Raw genomic sequence first — 16,297 nt, 5'->3', positions numbered from 1 at the left:
GCAGACCTAAGCCTTATCCGCTCCTGATGAAACATCGGAGAACGTTTCGCGAAATTTCCCATCGAAACCGATACTACAAAAACAGCGTCTTCGGTCCCAAATACCGCATTTCTTCGAAGCGCTAACTAACTGCCATTCGGGCCTGATCTCCAGCCTGTGGACGGAGGAGGAGGCGGTGTCCGCTCCTCAGCAATTCCATGCCGAGCTGGGGGTTCTAAGGCTTGTGCGCCGCGAATACAGCCAGGCGCTGGATGCGCTCGTCCGCGCAGACTTTTGGATGGATGCTGCCTATGTCGCCGAGCGAGTGCTGACCTTGGACGAACTGAAAACCTATGTAGACCGCCACTGGCCGGAACTTCCACCTGAGGAGGGCAATACCCCATCGGACCCGGCTATCGATGAGAGTGCGCCGGAAGGGGACGCCGCCCGAGAAAATCGGCAACGAGCCAGCCTCCGTCACCTCCTGGGAAGACGGCTGGCCCGCGACAACCGGGCAGAGGAAGCGGCGCCCTACTTGCCACCGGGGGCTCGCGCTCAACTGGAAAGCATGATCGAAGGAATGCGCAAGGGTTCCGATGAGTCGCTGGCCAAGTCGGAGCGAGCCGGCGGCTGGTGGCAGGCGGCCCAAGTCGCCCGGGCTCACGGGCTCGAACTTATGGGAACCGAACTCGAGCCCGACTGGTCGGTGCATGGGGCGCATTTCGAGGCCGGAGTCACGCTGGAGTCGCGGCTGGCTGCCCCTCCCTACGCCAGCCCGTCTAGCAACGAGGTCAGCCGCGCTGCCCGCCATGCCCCACAACTCAACAAGCGCTTTCACTACCGCTACACGGCGGCAGCGATGGCCTGGCAAGCGGCCGAGCTCCTGCCCAACAACGACGACGAGACCGCCCGAATACTCTGCACCGCCGGAAGCTGGATCAAAAACCGGGACCCGCAGGCCGCCGATGTCTTCTACAAGAGCTTGGTCCGCCGCTGCCGCAAGACACCGATCGGTAACCAAGCGGATGCGATGAGGTGGTTTCCCAGGCTGGATGACAACGGCAATCCCATACCTCTCCAGCCAGCGACACGAGCCACCCCACCTGAGCCGGAACCCGATCCAGAGCCCAATCCGGAGCCAGAGCCCATCGCCGAACCTCAAGCCAACGAGCCGTAAGCTGAGACTCGTGCCCTATGGACTGCGGTGGCACGACACCGCTGTTCCTTCACGCCGCCTCATCCCCTCCACGCACCCATCTACCAAGGACGTCCTCCAGTCACTCTGTTGCGCGTAGGAAAAGCGGAGACGTGTCTCCGCACTCCATAACGCCACCCCGTTACCTACGTCATTGGAGAGCCTGACCGCCCTATGGACCGCGGTGGCACAACACCGCGGTTCCTTCACGCCGACCCATCCCCACCAACGCACCCATCCGCCAAGGACGCCCCCCAGCCACTCCGTCGCGCGTAGGAAAAGCGGAGACGTGTCTCCGCACTCCATAACGCCACCCCGTTACCTACGTCATTGGAGAGCCTGACCGCCCTATGGACCGCGGTGGCACGACACCGCTGTTCCTTCACCCCGGCTTAGCCCCACCCACACACCCATTCACCAGGGAAGCCCCCAGCCACTCCGTCGCGCGCAGGAAAAGCGGAGACGTGTCTCCGCACTCCATCACGCCACCCCGTTACCTACCTCATTGGAGAGCCTGACCGCCCTATGGACTGCGGTGGCACGACACCGCTGTTCCTTCACCCCACCTTAGCCCCACCCACACACCCATTCACCAAGGAAGCTAACACCGACAATCCCAAGGGTCACTTCAACCAGCGACGTGCCACGCACTCTCCCAGGTTCGCGAAAAACGGCGCAGCAACGGTTTCATACTCGTAACGGTCGTCGTTGAGAATCTCATCCCGGTTCGTATAGATGACCGCAGTCACAAACACCGCTCGGCCGTTCGCCGGGTTCCTGAGATACGAGTTCTCGACCGTAAATCCGTACGCTTGCCCGATTTTTCCAGTCACCTGGATGCGCTCCGACTCAACCACGGACGGAAACACCCGACGAATACCCGGTAGGAGATACTTGCAATAGTCGTCTGGGAAACGCTCTCCAGGATACACGGGATTTCTCGACTCCCTCGGATACTGCGTGAGTGCCTGGACCAAAAAGTCCCGATGGGAGTCCGTGAGCCCGCAGCCCGGCGTTCCCAGGTCGATGTCCGGCCTAACGACCTTCACGAGCAGATGTTGCAAGTCTCGCAAACTAATCCCGTTGCGGCGGGTAAAGTCCATGGGTTCCAAGACAGTCTTGTCGCCGCGCAGGAAGCCGGCTCCCACTTGAATCCGTGGGGCGCGATTCGTCCGAGCCAGCAAGCCCACGCGAGCCGGCACCTCGACGGAGGCCGAATCGGATAGCCGCAGGGTGACCGCTGCCGAGTTCAGCGGCTGCGGAATCACCCGGGATTCGGAAAGCCGATGATTGAGCACGGGAGAGTTTAAACCCAACTCCTGCATCGACCGATGCAACTGCTCGTGTCCCACCAGATCAAAGAGACGGTTAAAAGCCTGGTTATCAGACACCAACGCGAGCTTGCGGATCTCGTGTCCCACCGTAATACGCTGACCCTCGGCATTTGAAGGATCCGACCTCTGAGCGACATCACCCGGAAAAAGTGGCGCGATCTCCAGCGGGACGCGGAGGAGATCCCCGCTCGCGTGGGCCCGTTGCAGCGCCTCAATGGCTTGTAGCGCCGAGACTGCCGCGCAGAGTTTCACAGCGCTGGCGGGATAGAAATACTCTGCTCCCGGCCGAAAGCTCCAGGTCCGAAGCGAAGGAAAGCCACGTCGATCATCGACTACCTCCGAGATCAGGATCTGGAGCCGATACTCCCTCGCCGACTCTAGGAGCGGGCCGAACCGGGCAGTCTGCCGTCGCAGCCAACCCGTCAAATCACGCTCTCGCTCAGGCGGCAACCAGACGCACGCCGTGCAAGCCACAACCGCCAGCATGGCGGTGCAGCATCGTATCCTGCGGTCAAATATTCGCGCTACCATAGTCCGATGATGTTTCTACACCTCGCAAACAGCCGTGCGGTTTCGGGGGCGCTGGTCGCTGCTAGCCGACCACCCACTCAGGCCAGGGCAATGGCTGGAAGGTGAACCGCGCCGGCTCCCGCGCTTCTGGATCGAGCAGCACCTGAAAGAAACCGCCATCCTGACGCAGCTGGATGCCGGTCAACGACGGACAGAGCCGCACTCGAAAATGGCGCCAGTGCCCGGCCTCCTGCAAGGCCGAGCTGAGACGTTTGGCGGTGCTGCCCAGGAATGTCAGACGCGGCATGCCCGCAAGTAGACGGCTCTGCCAGAGAATGAGCGGAGAGTGAAGGTGGCCCACCACGGTTTGTTCGATCTGAGCGACATGGTCGCGAACCGCGGTCTCTCGCCAGAGGAAGGGCAAAGCGCTCGGGTCATGACAAAACAGAATCACGCGCTGATCAGATCGAAGTCGGTCGAAAGCTCCGGCAATCTCGGCCAAATGCGCACGCCTTAACTCGTGCCATGCCTCCAGTTCCTCGGGCAACGCCTCCCCCTGATAGACGGGCAACGCCAGCACCGTCGAGGTCACCCCCATCAAGACATAGCGGCCTAGTTCCTGAGTCCAGAACGAAGGCACTCCCAGGTCGGATCGCGTGCGATGCCAACTCGCCAAGCGCAGCCCGCCGAAGCCGCCCGCCATGCTCCGCTTGCCCAACTCATGGTCCCCCATGATGGCCAGCAACCGACCTGCGAAACGGTCGCGCAGACGCTGGAGGCAGAGCGCGGCGCTCTCGTAAGCCGCGGGATCGCTCAGCCCCAGATAAGCTGAATCGCACGAGTAGTCACCGTTGGCAATGACCCAATCGGGAGTTCCGGCACGATCCAAAAAACCGTCCAACAAGTGATTGTGCGCAAACGGGTTGTCCAACCACAAAAAACGGCGATGGAAGCGGAGAAGCAGGCGCTGCCAGAGCGCCGACCGATCCTCCGGAATCTTTCCACCACGAGCGCGTTCGAGCGGGCCGGCATGATGGATGTCGCTAACCACCACGAGGCGAATCATCTGACTCACCGTGCGGATCTGGATCGAGAGGGTCAAGAAAACACCAACCTTGGGGGCTGGCTGTGATGCCTTCAGGGTTCTGCCGCAGCAGTCCGCTGATGCATCGGAAAAAACAGCTCGAAGGTGGTACCCTTCGAAGGATCGGTCTGAACCTCGATCAAGCCGCGGTGCGCCCGAACAATCTGACGCGTGATGGGCAATCCAAGGCCGGTCCCCCCCGGTTTGGTGGTGAAGAACTCATCGAACAAACGGTCCAGATGATCCGGGGCGATCCCACTGCCACTATCGCTCACCGCGATCACATAGGCGCGCTGGGGATCCGTTTCGGATCCGCGCGCCAGGGGCAGCTCCTTTCGCTGGATCGAGGTCCGAACCGTCAGCTTACCTTCCGGTCCCATCGCCTCAAAGCCATTGATCACCAGGTTTAAAATAGCCTGTTCGATCTGGTGAGGATCGCCCCATACCTCCTCCTCGCCCGCCCCTAACTCCACCTGGAGCAAGACCGAGCGGTCGTGCAATTGAGGTGTCATGAGCCGAGCCACAGACTCGATGATGTGGTGCGGCTTCACCCACTCGAACCGAGGCTGATCCGGTGCGCTCGTCTTGAGCATCTGCCCAACCAAAGCATTAATGCGCTGAATCTCTTGCCGCACGATATGAGCGATCCCCAGCCCTGGCTGCTTCTCCAACACCAGATCAACCAATGTTTTGACGGCGACCAAAGAATTCTTGATCTCATGGGCACGCGCCGCATACCAAGGCCGCGGATTGGAGGCGTCCAAGGGAGCATCGGCAACCGCCTCGCCCGCTTCGAGCAACCTCACCGCCATTAGGCAGCGCCCCCCCTCGCCGTGACCAACCGAGCCGGGAATCCACAACGAATCCACCTGAAAATGACCAGGCAGCTGCCCGGCTCGAGCCCAAAGTGCTCGAACAGAAAGACTGCCGGAGCCCGCGGCTCGAACAGCGCCTAGGGTTTCTTCCAGGAACGGCGGGAGCTGGGCCGCAGGGACAGGTAAACCCGCGTCCTTGGGCACAAGTCCCAAGAACCGAGCCTGCGGATTGAACTGGATTGCGTTGCCGTCCGCATCGAGCACCAGCAATGCGCTGTCACCCGGGCATTCCTGCGACGGCATTCGGCTCTCCCGAACGTCCTGATCTTTGGGTAGTCGAGCCATTCGTCCGTTAACGTAACCAGAGTCGACGCTTCCTGACGGTTTTCAAATCCCGTCTGCCAACCCTGCGTTGGGGATAGAATAGTCCGTCCCACTGTTCACACAATGAAAAATCACCTAGCAGCCGGTCGGACCTGTCCCGACCCCGACTCGGAGCCGGGGTGAGCATCCCGTAGAACGACATTCACGTCCGACGGCCTGCTCGAGTGAAAGAACATCACGGACGTGCTCGTAGTACCAATGAGCGCTTGAAATGAGCCCCGCGAACCGGGATAAAGTGCCCAATCCACTCCATTCCAGTATTGCCAACTTTGCTTTAGCACTGCAGTAATGCTCACAGACAAATCAGTGAAGTCGGTTTCAGAAGAATATACCCAGGCAGAACTAAGTCGTACATTCATGAAGACGATCCTGGTGCTGGCGCAGAATCCAGAGCTGCCCAACGCCATTCGATCAGCTCTGGAGTCTCATCCATATCGGATCATTCATCGCCCGGACATAGACGAAGCGGAGCCCTTGCTCAAGCACGGGGCTCTCGACGTGTGTCTGCTCGATGCTGACCAGCCTCAGGTGCAGGCCATGTGGACCATTGAGAAACTAAGGGAACTGGGTCCAAAATTGCCCGTCCTGGTCTTCACAACCACCCGGTCGCCCGAATGGGAGGAAACGGCTTATCTCCGGGGAGTTTCCCAGATTCTGACCAAGCCGGTGCGCGGCCGTTTACTGCACTCGTTCCTGGAACGGCTCTCCACGCCAGTCCGAAACGCGCCTTCGGCGCGACGACTCGCCACCACTGGCCCGATCACGCCCGCATCAGCCGCCCTCAACCAGGAGTTTCCGCGCTGGATGGAATCACTGCAAAAGGTCGCGGCCCTGCTCCCGCACGCGTACTCAGTTCCATCCCTGCTCCAAGCGGTGCTGCCTTCCTTGCGACGCAGCCTCGCCGTGCATCGGATCGTAGTCTTTTTACGACAGCCCCTGGCACTCGAGGCCGGGTCGGCGATTCAAGCGGAAGGACGCCGACTTCATTCGATCGCGGCCTTGGGAGTCTCTCCCAAAGTCCTAGAGCACTTTGAACTCTCGCTCGACAATGGCTTAGGGGCCTGCCTGGGCGGGCGCGTCGGTATCCTCCGTCGCAACTCCGAGCAACTGGTCGGCAACACCACAGCCGAGCAGGAGATGGATGTGCTGGGCGTGGAGTCGATCGTCAGTCTGATGGAGGGAGAGGTTATGCTGGGCTTGATCGGCTTCAGCGAAAAAATCAACGGCGAGATGCTGGACCAGGAAACCGTCGAGGCCCTGTTCTTCTTGGGCGAGCACCTAGCCCAGGCGATCAAGCAAATCTGGGCCAATGAGCGGGTAGTCCGGAACCATGGTATGATGGCCGACATCCTGCGCGAGCTGAACAGCGCGTGCGTCGTGGTGGGTCGCGACCTGCGCATCCTCCACGCCAACAAGGCCGCCCAAACCCTCTTCCTCGCGCCCGCCGACCGCCAAACCGAACTGACCTACAGCGACCTTCCCCAAACGCTCTGCAACCGGGTCTACCAGGTTCTTAAAACCGGCAACGCAGCCGCGAGTTTCAAATACCGCCCGTCGGAGAATCCAGGAAGACTCTTCCAGGTGAGCATCATTCCGTTTCAGGGGAAGGACATGTTGCTGCCGGTTTCCGCACTGCTCATGATGGAGGATCAGACGCAGTCCGAGCAGCTCAAGCGATTGGAGATCGAAGCCGCCAACTTGAGATTGGTGCGGACGATGGCCGACCGGTTGGCCCATGAGATCGGCAACGCCCTCGTTCCGGTGTCGACTCACCAGCAACTGCTCGCCACGCGGCATAAAGATCCTGAGTTTCGCGCCTCGCTGGAAACCGCCTTGGCCAGCAGCGTTAAGCGCATCGCTCGGCTGGTGAATCAGATGGTCTTACTGGCCCAGGATCGGCCGGTGGCCATGCAGCGCCTGCCGATCGTCTTGCTCATCGAGGAGGGCTTCCGGGAGGCCCAACGGCACCTACCGATCCAGACGGCGACCCTCAAGCAAAGCAACGAGTCAACCTCAGCCACGGTGTTCGGAGACCACGACGCGCTAAAACACGCTCTTGCTGAAGTATTTATAAACGCACTTCAAGCGAATCCCGCGGAGGCGAAAGTAGCCATTCGCACCTATGAGCATACGGAGGAGAATGGAAATCGGACGCTGAAAATCGAAATCATGGACACGGGCGAAGGCTTTTTGAGTGAAACTGCCGGCCAGGCTACGGAGGCCTTTTTTACCACCCGGAGCGTCGGATTGGGGTTAGGACTGACGGTGACTCGTAAAGTGATTGAAAACCATCAAGGGAAGTTGGAGATTATCCCTTCGGAAGGAAACCGGGGTGGTTTTGTGGTCATTTCGCTCCCTCTGGAGGGGGCTCCGTGAATTTGAGCGTCTTTTGCCGACTTTTCGTTTGACTCCCGCCCCCCGTTTGTTAGTTTCCGCGCTCCTTAACGTTAGGTTCTGATGAAAACATTTTTGCCCAAAGTCGATTTACAGCAGCGCAAGTGGCACGTGGTTGATGCCGATGGTGCCGTCCTAGGCCGTTTGGCGGCCCAGATTGCCGATATTTTGCGCGGCAAGAACAAGCCTGTTTACACCCCGCACATCGATGCTGGGGATTTTGTCGTCGTGATCAACGCTGAAAAGGTGTTGTTGACTGGCAAAAAGGAGAGCGACAAAGAATTCATGACTTACTCCGGATGGCGCGGTGGAGAAAAGTTTGAAACCGCCTCCCAACGGCGCGCTCGCCGCCCTGAACTCTTGATCCACCATGCGGTGCATGGAATGGTTCCCAAAAACCGTCTGGGTGCGCAACTGCTCACCAAGCTCAAGGTTTACAGCGGACCGGATCACCCCCACGGTGCCCAGCAGCCTCAACCGCTGAAGGCGGCCGCCCTGAGAACCAAGGTCACCAAGTAAACCAGGACCTGCTCAAGATCACCTATTTGAACTGAATCCGTAACGAAACTCACTCATGGCCCAGAAACAGGAATACCTCGGGACCGGCCGGCGCAAAACCGCAGTGGCGCGTGTGCGCCTTGCCTCGGGAACCGGAAAAATCACGATCAACGGCCGCAAGCTGGAGAATTATTTCATGACGGAATCCCAACGGATTCACGCTCTCCAGCCGCTCACCGTGACGGAATCAGTGTCCAAGTACAATGTCCGCGTCAACGTCAACGGTGGCGGCCCCAACGGCCAAGCCGGTGCCGTGCGCCACGGAATCGCCCGCGCGTTGCTGCAGCTGGATGCGACTCTCCGCCCGACGCTCAAAACCAACGGCCTCCTGACCCGCGATCCTCGTATGAAGGAACGTAAGAAGTATGGTCAGCCGGGTGCCCGTAAACGCTTCCAGTTCTCCAAGCGTTAATCCTCGTTTTCTCAGAAAAACCCCGCTGGGCTTCCCAGCGGGGTTTTTTCTTATTACCGTGCCTCGGCGGTTCGGCACCTGGTCTGCAGCTGCCCGAAGCCTCGCCGCTCTACGTTGCTAGATTTAATCGATTTCGATCTTATGCCCACACGCGTCGCCATTGTCGGAGCTTCCGGATACTCAGGAGAGGAGCTAGTTCGCCTGCTGCTCAACCACCCGCATGTCGAACTGACGGCGGTGACCTCCCGTCAGAGCGCCGGACAGACCATCGCTCAGGTTTTTCCTAAGTTTGCCAGCCATCCCCACTCCAAGACCCTGCGGTTCACCGAGCCGAATGCCGAAGCTCTGGCGCAGCAGGCCGATATCATTTTCCTCGCTCTCCCTCATGGTGTGGCGGCCGAGTTCGCTGTGCCTCTCATGAAAGCGGGCCGCCAGGTGATCGATCTGAGCGCCGACTTCCGCTTGAAGAGCGCCGAGGTCTATCGGGAGTTTTATGCTCACGAACATCCAGCGCCGGATCTGCTGCGCACCTCGGTCTACGGACTGCCGGAAGTCTACCGCGAACAGATCCGCACCGCCCAGCTCATCGCCTCCCCGGGCTGCTACCCCACCAGCATCCTCCTCCCTACCCTGCCCTTGTTGAGAGCTCAGCTCATCAAGTCCAACGGAATCATCGCCGACTCGATGAGCGGCGTGAGTGGGGCTGGCCGGAAGGCGGAAGTCGATTACCTCTTCTGCGAGTGCAACGAGAGTGTGCGGCCCTATGGAGTTCCCAAACACCGCCACCTCTCCGAGATCGAGCAGGAGCTGAGCTTTGCGGCCGGATCCCCGGTCACGATTCAGTTCACCCCACACCTGATCCCAGTCAATCGCGGGATCCTTACCACTCTCTACCTGGCGCCCGAAAAGAAGTTTAGTACCGATGCCGAGGCGAAGGCCCTCGGTGAAGAGATAGCCGCCTGTTACCAGGCGGCGTATTCGAGCGAGCCTTTTGTCCGCGTCTTGGAAGGCAAGGCGCTGCCCGACACCAAGAACGTTGTCGGAACCAACGTGATCGAGATCGCCTGGCGACTAGACATTCGAACCGGACGTCTGCTGGTCATGAGCGCCGAGGACAACATCGTGAAGGGAGCGAGCGGACAAGCAGTTCAAAGCCTGAATGTCCGCTGCGGGTTCCCCGAGACCGCCGGCTTGGTCTAAGCCGAATCAGGGCTGCTCAGTTCGCACCCGGAAAAACACCGTCGCGTTGGCGCTGATCGCCCGGGTGAACTGTTGCGGCGAGCCGTCGCCAGTCCGCGTCTCGATGGTTGCCCAGACCGGGTTTGCCATCTGAAACGCCTGCTCGATGAGGTAACGTGTTCCCGGTTGCGTGGGGAAAGTGAAACCGATCTCGGCTCCCGTTCCCGGGATTGGCGTCAGCGCGAACGATTCGGGGCTTCGACGAAAGAGCGGTTGGGCCAGAGTGTCCGATGCCATCGTCAGCGTGACGACGTTACCCGGGGTGGAAACCGCCCGACCATCGATCATCCATCGATCGAAGACAAACTCCCCGAACCGGGCGGGGGCTTGGAGGCTGACCTGAGCAAAAGGGGAGAAGATTCGGCTAAAACTTCCCTGGCCATCCTGACGCCCATTGAGGTCGACCCGGCTCACGGTGATCACAGGGGTGAGTTCCTGGGGCACCACGACGTCCAGCTGACGACGCACACTGCTCGAGTTGTCGAAATTCAGCTTCACTTCAAACTCCAGATCCGTGATGGCGAGATCGACACCATTTTCGGTGGCCACCTCCTTCGTGATCAGGACATCCGCCATCGCCGCTGGCTCCGAGAAAAACATGAGTTTGTCGATCACGTTCGACTGGCCTTCCAGCAGCACGCTGAGCAACGACGTTTCGGCCGGGCTCAGCTCACTGTTGCTGAGGTTGCCGTCGCGAGCATTGAAGATCGTGTGCCAGACAATAGGATTCTCCGTCTGGGCCGTATAGTGCCGGAAGAGGAACTTGCGCCCGGCCGAGGTCAGACGGGAAACTCCGGAATGCTCGTAGTTGATTCCCACCACCGCACTGCGTCCCAGCTCACCGCCCACCGGCTGCACGCTCATGCTCTTGGTTTGCCAGTCCGCGATACGGATGTTCTCCTTGGTAAGGGTGAGCAGGCCGAGACGGGAGAGATTGACCACCACTCGCCCTTGCTCGTTGAGCTCCTGCAGCTCGGCGGCTGTCAGACGGAAGGGTTGGGTTTGAACCACGTCCGGCGCGTTGATGTTGTCCAGCATCTCCAACACGATCTCCCGCAGCTCGGCCGTAAACAGCGCTTCCATCTCCCTAAACTGCTCGGCGTTTAACAGGTGATTATTCCCGGTCTCCACCAGCTGCTTGAAGCGATCGAAGAGGCGGTTCAGCTGCAGGGTTCCTCGGTAAGGACGGAGTTCTCGGTAATGGAAGGACTTGGCCAGAAAGTACTGGTATTGCAACAGCCGATCCTTGGCACGCCGCTCCATCTCCTTGATGTGCAGCAAGGCGCCGTGGTCGAGCGCGGCGAATCCGGCGGCCAGCTGAGTCTCCAGGTCGTTCGCAGATATCAGGTTCGCCGCCAGTGCGCTGTCAACCGTTCCGATGATCTGCAACGCCGCCGTTAGCCGCTGCACAAACTCCGCCTTTTGGGTGTTGAGCGCCTCGATATCGGCAACCAGCTCCTGAAACACCGGATCAGAGGCCTTGAGCTTCTCCAACTCTGCGGCGAGTTCCTTGTCGTCGACCTGCGCGTCCTTGAAAACGCCGGCCAGCTCCTTGAGCTCGTCCCCTAGAAACTTGTTACACTCGTTGGAAAAATTAAGCAGCTTCTTCTTGGCCTTTTTGACGTCGTTGGTGGAGGAGCCGGAGTTCGTCGAGGTGTTGGAGGGAGCGTTAGTCCCGAAACAGACCGAGATGTTCTTGTTGGTCATCACGCCAAAAGCGTTGGGTGCCAAGTCGATCGCGCTTTCGAGCGGCTTGTCCCCATCCACTTGCGCGAGCAAGCTCAAACCCGACCCGATGCGGCCCACCGTTGGCTGACCCACAGGCACCAGATCAGCCACAACCGACAGAACCCCCAAAGCCTTCTTCCAAAAGGGGAGCTTGTGACGATCCTCCACGTTTTCGCGCGCTCGACGCTCTAGCTCGGTCAGTTTGAGCGCCAGGCGCTGGCGGAGGCCGCCGATGCGGACCGTGATGACCTCCGCTTCGTTCCTGAGACCGGGGATCGCCAGCTGAGCCGTGTTGAAGTCGCCGATCAGCCGCGCGTTCTCAGAGGCGAGGGCGGCGAGCGAGTTGGTGGCGGCCACGAGGCGGCCCTCCAAATTGGTGGCGGTGTTCTGCAGCCAATAGGACAGATACAAGATGGGGATCGAATGGCGGATCTCGTTCTGGAAGGCGATTAGGTTCGCCTCAAAGGAAAGCATGGGAACCCAGCCGGCGGGATTGCCGAAGTAGTCGAGATTCGAGTCGAGCCGGTGGGCGACAACATCTGCTTCAGCTTGCAGTTGGTCACGGCTGGCTTTCTCGGCGAATTCCGTGTCACCCAATTCCTCCGGCACCGGGATGGCCTGGTCGTGCGCCCGAAGAAACGCTTGGTAGTCCCCCAGCAGACGCCGCGCCTCCGCCGCCCGACCTCCGAGATAGAGGTCCTTCGCGAATTGTACCACATGCCGCACCGCGAAGGAGCTGACCCACGAGCCTGAATTGGTTTCGATCAGGAACGAACCACTCAGCCCGTTGGTCCCCGCAGGAGCGGCGGCGTTCGCGCCCGGAACCTTCTGAGCCGGCGTGTTGACGGTCGACGTCCGGTTCTTTCCATCTAAGAACATGCTCGTCACGACCCGATGCATGAACTGCCTCGACGATAGCAATCCACCCACGTAATCCGAGCCCCGGGGGCCTGCAATCCCACCAGTTAGCTTGGCAAATCCCTCCAGATTGACCGTCGACCGCAGCGTTCCGCCCCTGCCCCCGGCACCGGGAAAACCAGATCGGACCGCATTCTCCCCTCGTGCGCTGACGCGCGCTCCGCAGGTGGACGTCACCGTATCGTCACCGTCCTCATCGATCCTGATCCTCTGCAGGAAGAGAATAGCGGTGGGTCCATCGGTCGAGCAGATTCGATTTCCAGCTCGGCTCATGAGCTTCTTCCAGTTGGCTGAATTGAACTCCAGATCCGCCTCCGCCTGCCCGTTGCGGCCCTGCCCAGCCGGACCTCCCTCTCCACCGAGCAGGACGAATCGGGTGGCAGTGGTGGCGTCCGAGAAAAACCGCTCCACCAATACCTCCACATTCCCGGCATCGTGACCCGGAATTCCATCTCGTCCCACCTTAAGATCGTCCTCAAAAAAGCTCGCTCCGGCAGGATGAAATTGAGGCGGCATCGGGGTTGTTTCGATGCGACCCTCGCCCTCGAATCGAAGCTCCCGGGCCTGGATTCGAACCTGGGTCTGCCGCCAGATCAGCGGACTCCGAATGATCACCTTGTCAGCGTACAAACGCATCTCGCGCAGATTGAGGCGGTTGGTGTTATATTCATCGTAGAGATGAGCCGGATGTCCGGCTTCGAAGATCAGGGTCTTCCCGCTGATGGACACGTTCACGGTCTCGTTGGTGAGGCCATTGAAAAACTCGGGCGCGTTCCGGGTTTCAGTGATCTGAATATAGTTTCGGGTTTCGTCATCCGGCACCAGCGGATCCAACGGTGCAGGCGGATCGAGTTCAATCACTTCGTCCTCCAAAGCCCGCGAGTTCAACGGGGTGATCTCAACCGTGCCCTCCAGTCCCTGTTGCGTGGAGAACTTCACCGTAAAGGGCAGCCGGTCCGACGCCTTCGGAGCATAGCTAAAACGCCCTGTCGCCTGATCGAAAGTCAGCAACCCTGAAGGCTGAGGCGCAGCGGAAAACTGAAGACTCGCCCCCGGGCCAGGATTCTGCGGATCACCTGGGTCGTCGGTGCCCACCAGGAACTCAAGGGTCGTTCCCTCCCGGACCTGCTGGGCGGGCACGGCGCGAAAGTAGAACGAGGGCAACCGGCGGTACGTGACCGTTACCTCCTGGCTTTTCCCACCCACCACCAGCAGTTCGGTGGTGGCCGGCTCGACCCAGGCAGCGAGATCGGAGAACTGAATCGCGTGCCCCCCGGCTGCCACGTTGGCAACCGATGCGCCTGACAGCTGGAAAGCACCACCGTCGACTGACCAGCGTGCCCCTTCCGCCACAGCCTCCGGAGGCTGGATTGTCACTTGGATCTCGCCAGGAATCGTGACGGTGGTGCCCGCCCTCAAGACTTGGGGCAGTGACACACATCCCACCCATACTAAGACAAAGGCGCAGGCTCTAAAAAAGGTGGTTCCGGGGGTCTGGCGACACGCGGCCCACTTCCGTTTGGGTTCAAAGAATCGAATCATAAGGGTTTTGGGTTAGTGGAACTCTTCCCAATGGGCATGTACCTCGTGGGACAACACGCCTTCACCTAGGACTCAAGGAATTGAGCCCCTCCCCTTACAGAAAATGATTCAGAAATGAGGCCGACGAAGCGGATAACTCAACCAATCCATCAATACCTTAGGCCAAGAGGTCCTTCACCACATGGCCCGCTATGTCGGTCAAGCGGTAATCACGTCCCGCGTGGTGGAAAGTGAACCGTTCATGATCGAAACCCAGGAGGTGCATAATGGTGGCATGAAAGTCGTGGATGTGCACCTTCTTGTCGACCGCCGCGAAGCCGAACTCGTCGGTAGCACCATGGACATATCCTCCACGCACGCCGCCGCCCGCCATCCAAGTGGTAAATCCGTGATGGTTGTGATCGCGGCCATTGATCTTTCCGGCATTGGCCCCGGGTTGGGGCAGTTCCACTGTGGGTGTTCGCCCGAACTCACCACCCCAAATTACCAGCGTGTCCTCCAACATCCCGCGCTGCTTGAGATCCTTGAGCAAGGCTCCAATCGCCTGATCGCATTGCCCGGCCAGGTTGCGATGGTTGGTCTCGATATCATCATGGTTGTCCCAGGGCTGCCCTGCTCCATGCCAGACCTGCACAAAACGAACCCCGCGTTCCACCAACCGGCGCGCAATCAGCAACTGACGGGCCTGAGTTCCTTCGCCGTACATCTTGCGAATGGATTCCGGCTCCCGATTCACATCGAAGGCGTCGCTGGCATCCATCTGCATCCGATAAGCCAACTCAAAGGACTGAATCCGCGCTTCCAGTTGCGCATCCTGCTTCCTCTTCTCCTGATGCCGAAAATTGATGCGCTGCAACAAGTCCAACTGTTGGCGTTGCTCCGGAAGCGACACGTAGTTGTTCCGAATGTGCTCGATCAGTTTTTCGATCTTGGTGTGCTCGGTATTGATGTAGGTACCTTGATAGACACCAGGAAGAAAGCCCGATTGCCAGTTCTGAGACTCTTGAATCGGATACCCGCCGGGGCACATGGAAATGAAACCCGGGAGATTCTGATTATCACTTCCAAGCCCATAAGTAACCCACGACCCCATGCTGGGCCGAACCTGCCTGGCTTCTCCGCAATTCATCAGCAGCAAGCTCGGCTCGTGGTTGGGAACATCGGCATGCATCGAGCGAATCACCGCGATGTCATCAATATTCTCCGCGACATGGGAAAACAGCTCGCTCACCTCGATCCCGCTTTGTCCGTACTTCTTGAACTTGAAAGGCGAAGCGAAGGCAGCACCCGTCTTTCGCTCCGTCGCCAAGTTTTTCATGGGAAGAAGTTTGCCGGCGTGCTGAGCCAGAGCCGGCTTGGGGTCAAAGGTATCAACGTGGGAGGGCCCTCCGTTGGCGAAAATGTGAATCACCCGCTTAGCCCGTCCCTCGAAGTGAGGATGCTTGACCATCAACGGGGAAGTGAATCCACCCTCCTCCGCCTGCACGGCCGGAGTGGCCATGCTTCCCACCAGATTCGCCAAACCGAGGGCGCCCATGCCCATTCCACAACGGTTGAGGAACTCCCTTCGGGTCAGGGCCAGGTGCTCAGGATTCGGGCGATGATGACTCATAACGCAATAGCTTACGCCACAACGGTTCGTTGTCGCTCAAAATAGACGTCGGCGGGGCGGCAAGGATTCAGGGGAAGATCTGGCTCCTCCAGTCACTCCGTCGCGCGCAGGAAAAGCGGAGACATGTCTCCGCACTCCATAACGCCACCCCGCTACGTAAGTCATTGGAGAGCCGGAACGCCCTATGGACCGCGGTGGCACGACACCGCTGTTCCTTCACGCCGCCTCATCCCCTCCAACCCACCCATCCGCCAAGGACGCCCTCCAGTCACTCCGTTGCGCGTAGGAAAAGCGGAGACGTGTCTCCGCACTCCCTACACCCCAACAAAAAGCCCGGACAGGCTCTCGCCTATCCGGGCTCTTGTTCAACCCAACTAGCAGAGGGTTTACTCCCCTACTCCACCGACGCTTGCTCCTGCTGCGTCTGCTGCACCTGCGCTTCCCACTCCGCTTTCAGCCGCGCACGCCCTTCCGGGGTCAACTCCGTGATGTCCTGCCCCAGTTGATACGCCATCTCCACCTCATCGGCTCTCAACTGCGCCACCACCACCGCCTCCGAGCTCGGGTTCTCCACCGCCGCCGGCACCTCCTCC

General features: G+C 59.7%; 11 protein-coding genes. 5 read left to right on the top strand and 6 right to left on the bottom strand.

Going from position 1 to position 16,297, the window contains the following annotated elements:
• Positions 1-223 precede the first annotated feature (223 nt).
• Positions 224-1,156 carry a hypothetical protein gene (locus JNN07_12875; protein ID MBL9168630.1) on the top strand — a complete coding sequence of 311 codons (933 nt, stop codon included), beginning with the start codon at positions 224-226 and terminating at the stop codon, positions 1,154-1,156.
• Positions 1,157-1,797: 641 nt separating this feature from the next.
• Here JNN07_12875 and JNN07_12870 read toward each other — a convergent pair.
• From JNN07_12870 to JNN07_12860, 3 genes are all read right to left on the bottom strand, one after another.
• Entirely contained in the window at positions 1,798-3,039 is a 1,242-nt protein-coding gene (locus JNN07_12870; protein ID MBL9168629.1) for a serine hydrolase, read from the bottom strand.
• Positions 3,040-3,100: 61 nt separating this feature from the next.
• On the bottom strand, positions 3,101-4,120 hold the full coding sequence (locus JNN07_12865) for a metallophosphoesterase (protein ID MBL9168628.1): 1,020 nt from the start codon (positions 4,118-4,120) through the stop codon (positions 3,101-3,103).
• A 35-nt stretch (positions 4,121-4,155) separates the two neighbouring features.
• Entirely contained in the window at positions 4,156-5,262 is a 1,107-nt protein-coding gene (locus JNN07_12860; protein ID MBL9168627.1) for a hypothetical protein, read from the bottom strand.
• A 396-nt stretch (positions 5,263-5,658) separates the two neighbouring features.
• Here JNN07_12860 and JNN07_12855 point away from each other — a divergent pair, with 396 nt between their 5' ends.
• From JNN07_12855 to JNN07_12840, 4 genes are all read left to right on the top strand, one after another.
• Positions 5,659-7,677 carry a response regulator gene (locus tag JNN07_12855; protein ID MBL9168626.1) on the top strand — a complete coding sequence of 673 codons (2,019 nt, stop codon included), beginning with the start codon at positions 5,659-5,661 and terminating at the stop codon, positions 7,675-7,677.
• Positions 7,678-7,758: 81 nt separating this feature from the next.
• The gene (gene rplM, locus JNN07_12850) at positions 7,759-8,214 is read left to right on the top strand and encodes a 50S ribosomal protein L13 (GenBank protein MBL9168625.1); all 456 of its coding nucleotides are present in this window, start codon (positions 7,759-7,761) and stop codon (positions 8,212-8,214) included.
• A gap of 55 nt (positions 8,215-8,269) precedes the next feature.
• Complete coding sequence (rpsI, locus tag JNN07_12845; protein ID MBL9168624.1) at positions 8,270-8,665, top strand: 30S ribosomal protein S9; 396 nt, start codon at positions 8,270-8,272, stop codon at positions 8,663-8,665.
• Between the two features lie 141 nt (positions 8,666-8,806).
• Positions 8,807-9,865, top strand: a complete 1,059-nt coding sequence (locus tag JNN07_12840; protein ID MBL9168623.1) for an N-acetyl-gamma-glutamyl-phosphate reductase — start codon at positions 8,807-8,809, stop codon at positions 9,863-9,865.
• A 6-nt stretch (positions 9,866-9,871) separates the two neighbouring features.
• Here the strand turns inward: JNN07_12840 and JNN07_12835 are convergent, their stop codons facing one another.
• The 3 genes from JNN07_12835 to JNN07_12825 all read right to left on the bottom strand — a co-directional run.
• Positions 9,872-14,092, bottom strand: a complete 4,221-nt coding sequence (locus JNN07_12835) for a hypothetical protein (protein MBL9168622.1) — start codon at positions 14,090-14,092, stop codon at positions 9,872-9,874.
• A 157-nt stretch (positions 14,093-14,249) separates the two neighbouring features.
• Positions 14,250-15,704: a DUF1501 domain-containing protein gene (locus JNN07_12830; GenBank protein ID MBL9168621.1), complete on the bottom strand. Its 1,455-nt coding sequence runs from the start codon at positions 15,702-15,704 to the stop codon at positions 14,250-14,252.
• A 394-nt stretch (positions 15,705-16,098) separates the two neighbouring features.
• Positions 16,099-16,297, bottom strand: a 199-nt coding sequence (locus JNN07_12825; GenBank protein MBL9168620.1) for a hypothetical protein, incomplete at its 5' end; no start/stop codon positions are given.

Source organism: Verrucomicrobiales bacterium (genome assembly GCA_016793885.1).
Classification (GTDB): Bacteria; Verrucomicrobiota; Verrucomicrobiia; order Limisphaerales; family UBA11320; genus UBA11320.
The sequence above is the reverse complement of the archived record's forward strand: the minus strand, read 5'-3'. Positions and strand labels throughout refer to the sequence as shown.

Bases quoted from the DNA above. Each gene is read 5' to 3' on its own strand.
- JNN07_12855 (MBL9168626.1), top strand. From the start codon at position 5,659: ATGAAGACGATCCTGGTGCTGGCGCAGAATCCAGAGCTGCCCAACGCC.
- rplM (MBL9168625.1), top strand. From the start codon at position 7,759: ATGAAAACATTTTTGCCCAAAGTCGATTTACAGCAGCGCAAGTGGCAC.
- JNN07_12870 (MBL9168629.1), bottom strand. From the start codon at position 3,039: ATGGTAGCGCGAATATTTGACCGCAGGATACGATGCTGCACCGCCATG.
- JNN07_12860 (MBL9168627.1), bottom strand. From the start codon at position 5,262: ATGGCTCGACTACCCAAAGATCAGGACGTTCGGGAGAGCCGAATGCCG.
- JNN07_12840 (MBL9168623.1), top strand. From the start codon at position 8,807: ATGCCCACACGCGTCGCCATTGTCGGAGCTTCCGGATACTCAGGAGAG.
- JNN07_12835 (MBL9168622.1), bottom strand. From the start codon at position 14,092: ATGATTCGATTCTTTGAACCCAAACGGAAGTGGGCCGCGTGTCGCCAG.
- JNN07_12830 (MBL9168621.1), bottom strand. From the start codon at position 15,704: ATGAGTCATCATCGCCCGAATCCTGAGCACCTGGCCCTGACCCGAAGG.
- rpsI (MBL9168624.1), top strand. From the start codon at position 8,270: ATGGCCCAGAAACAGGAATACCTCGGGACCGGCCGGCGCAAAACCGCA.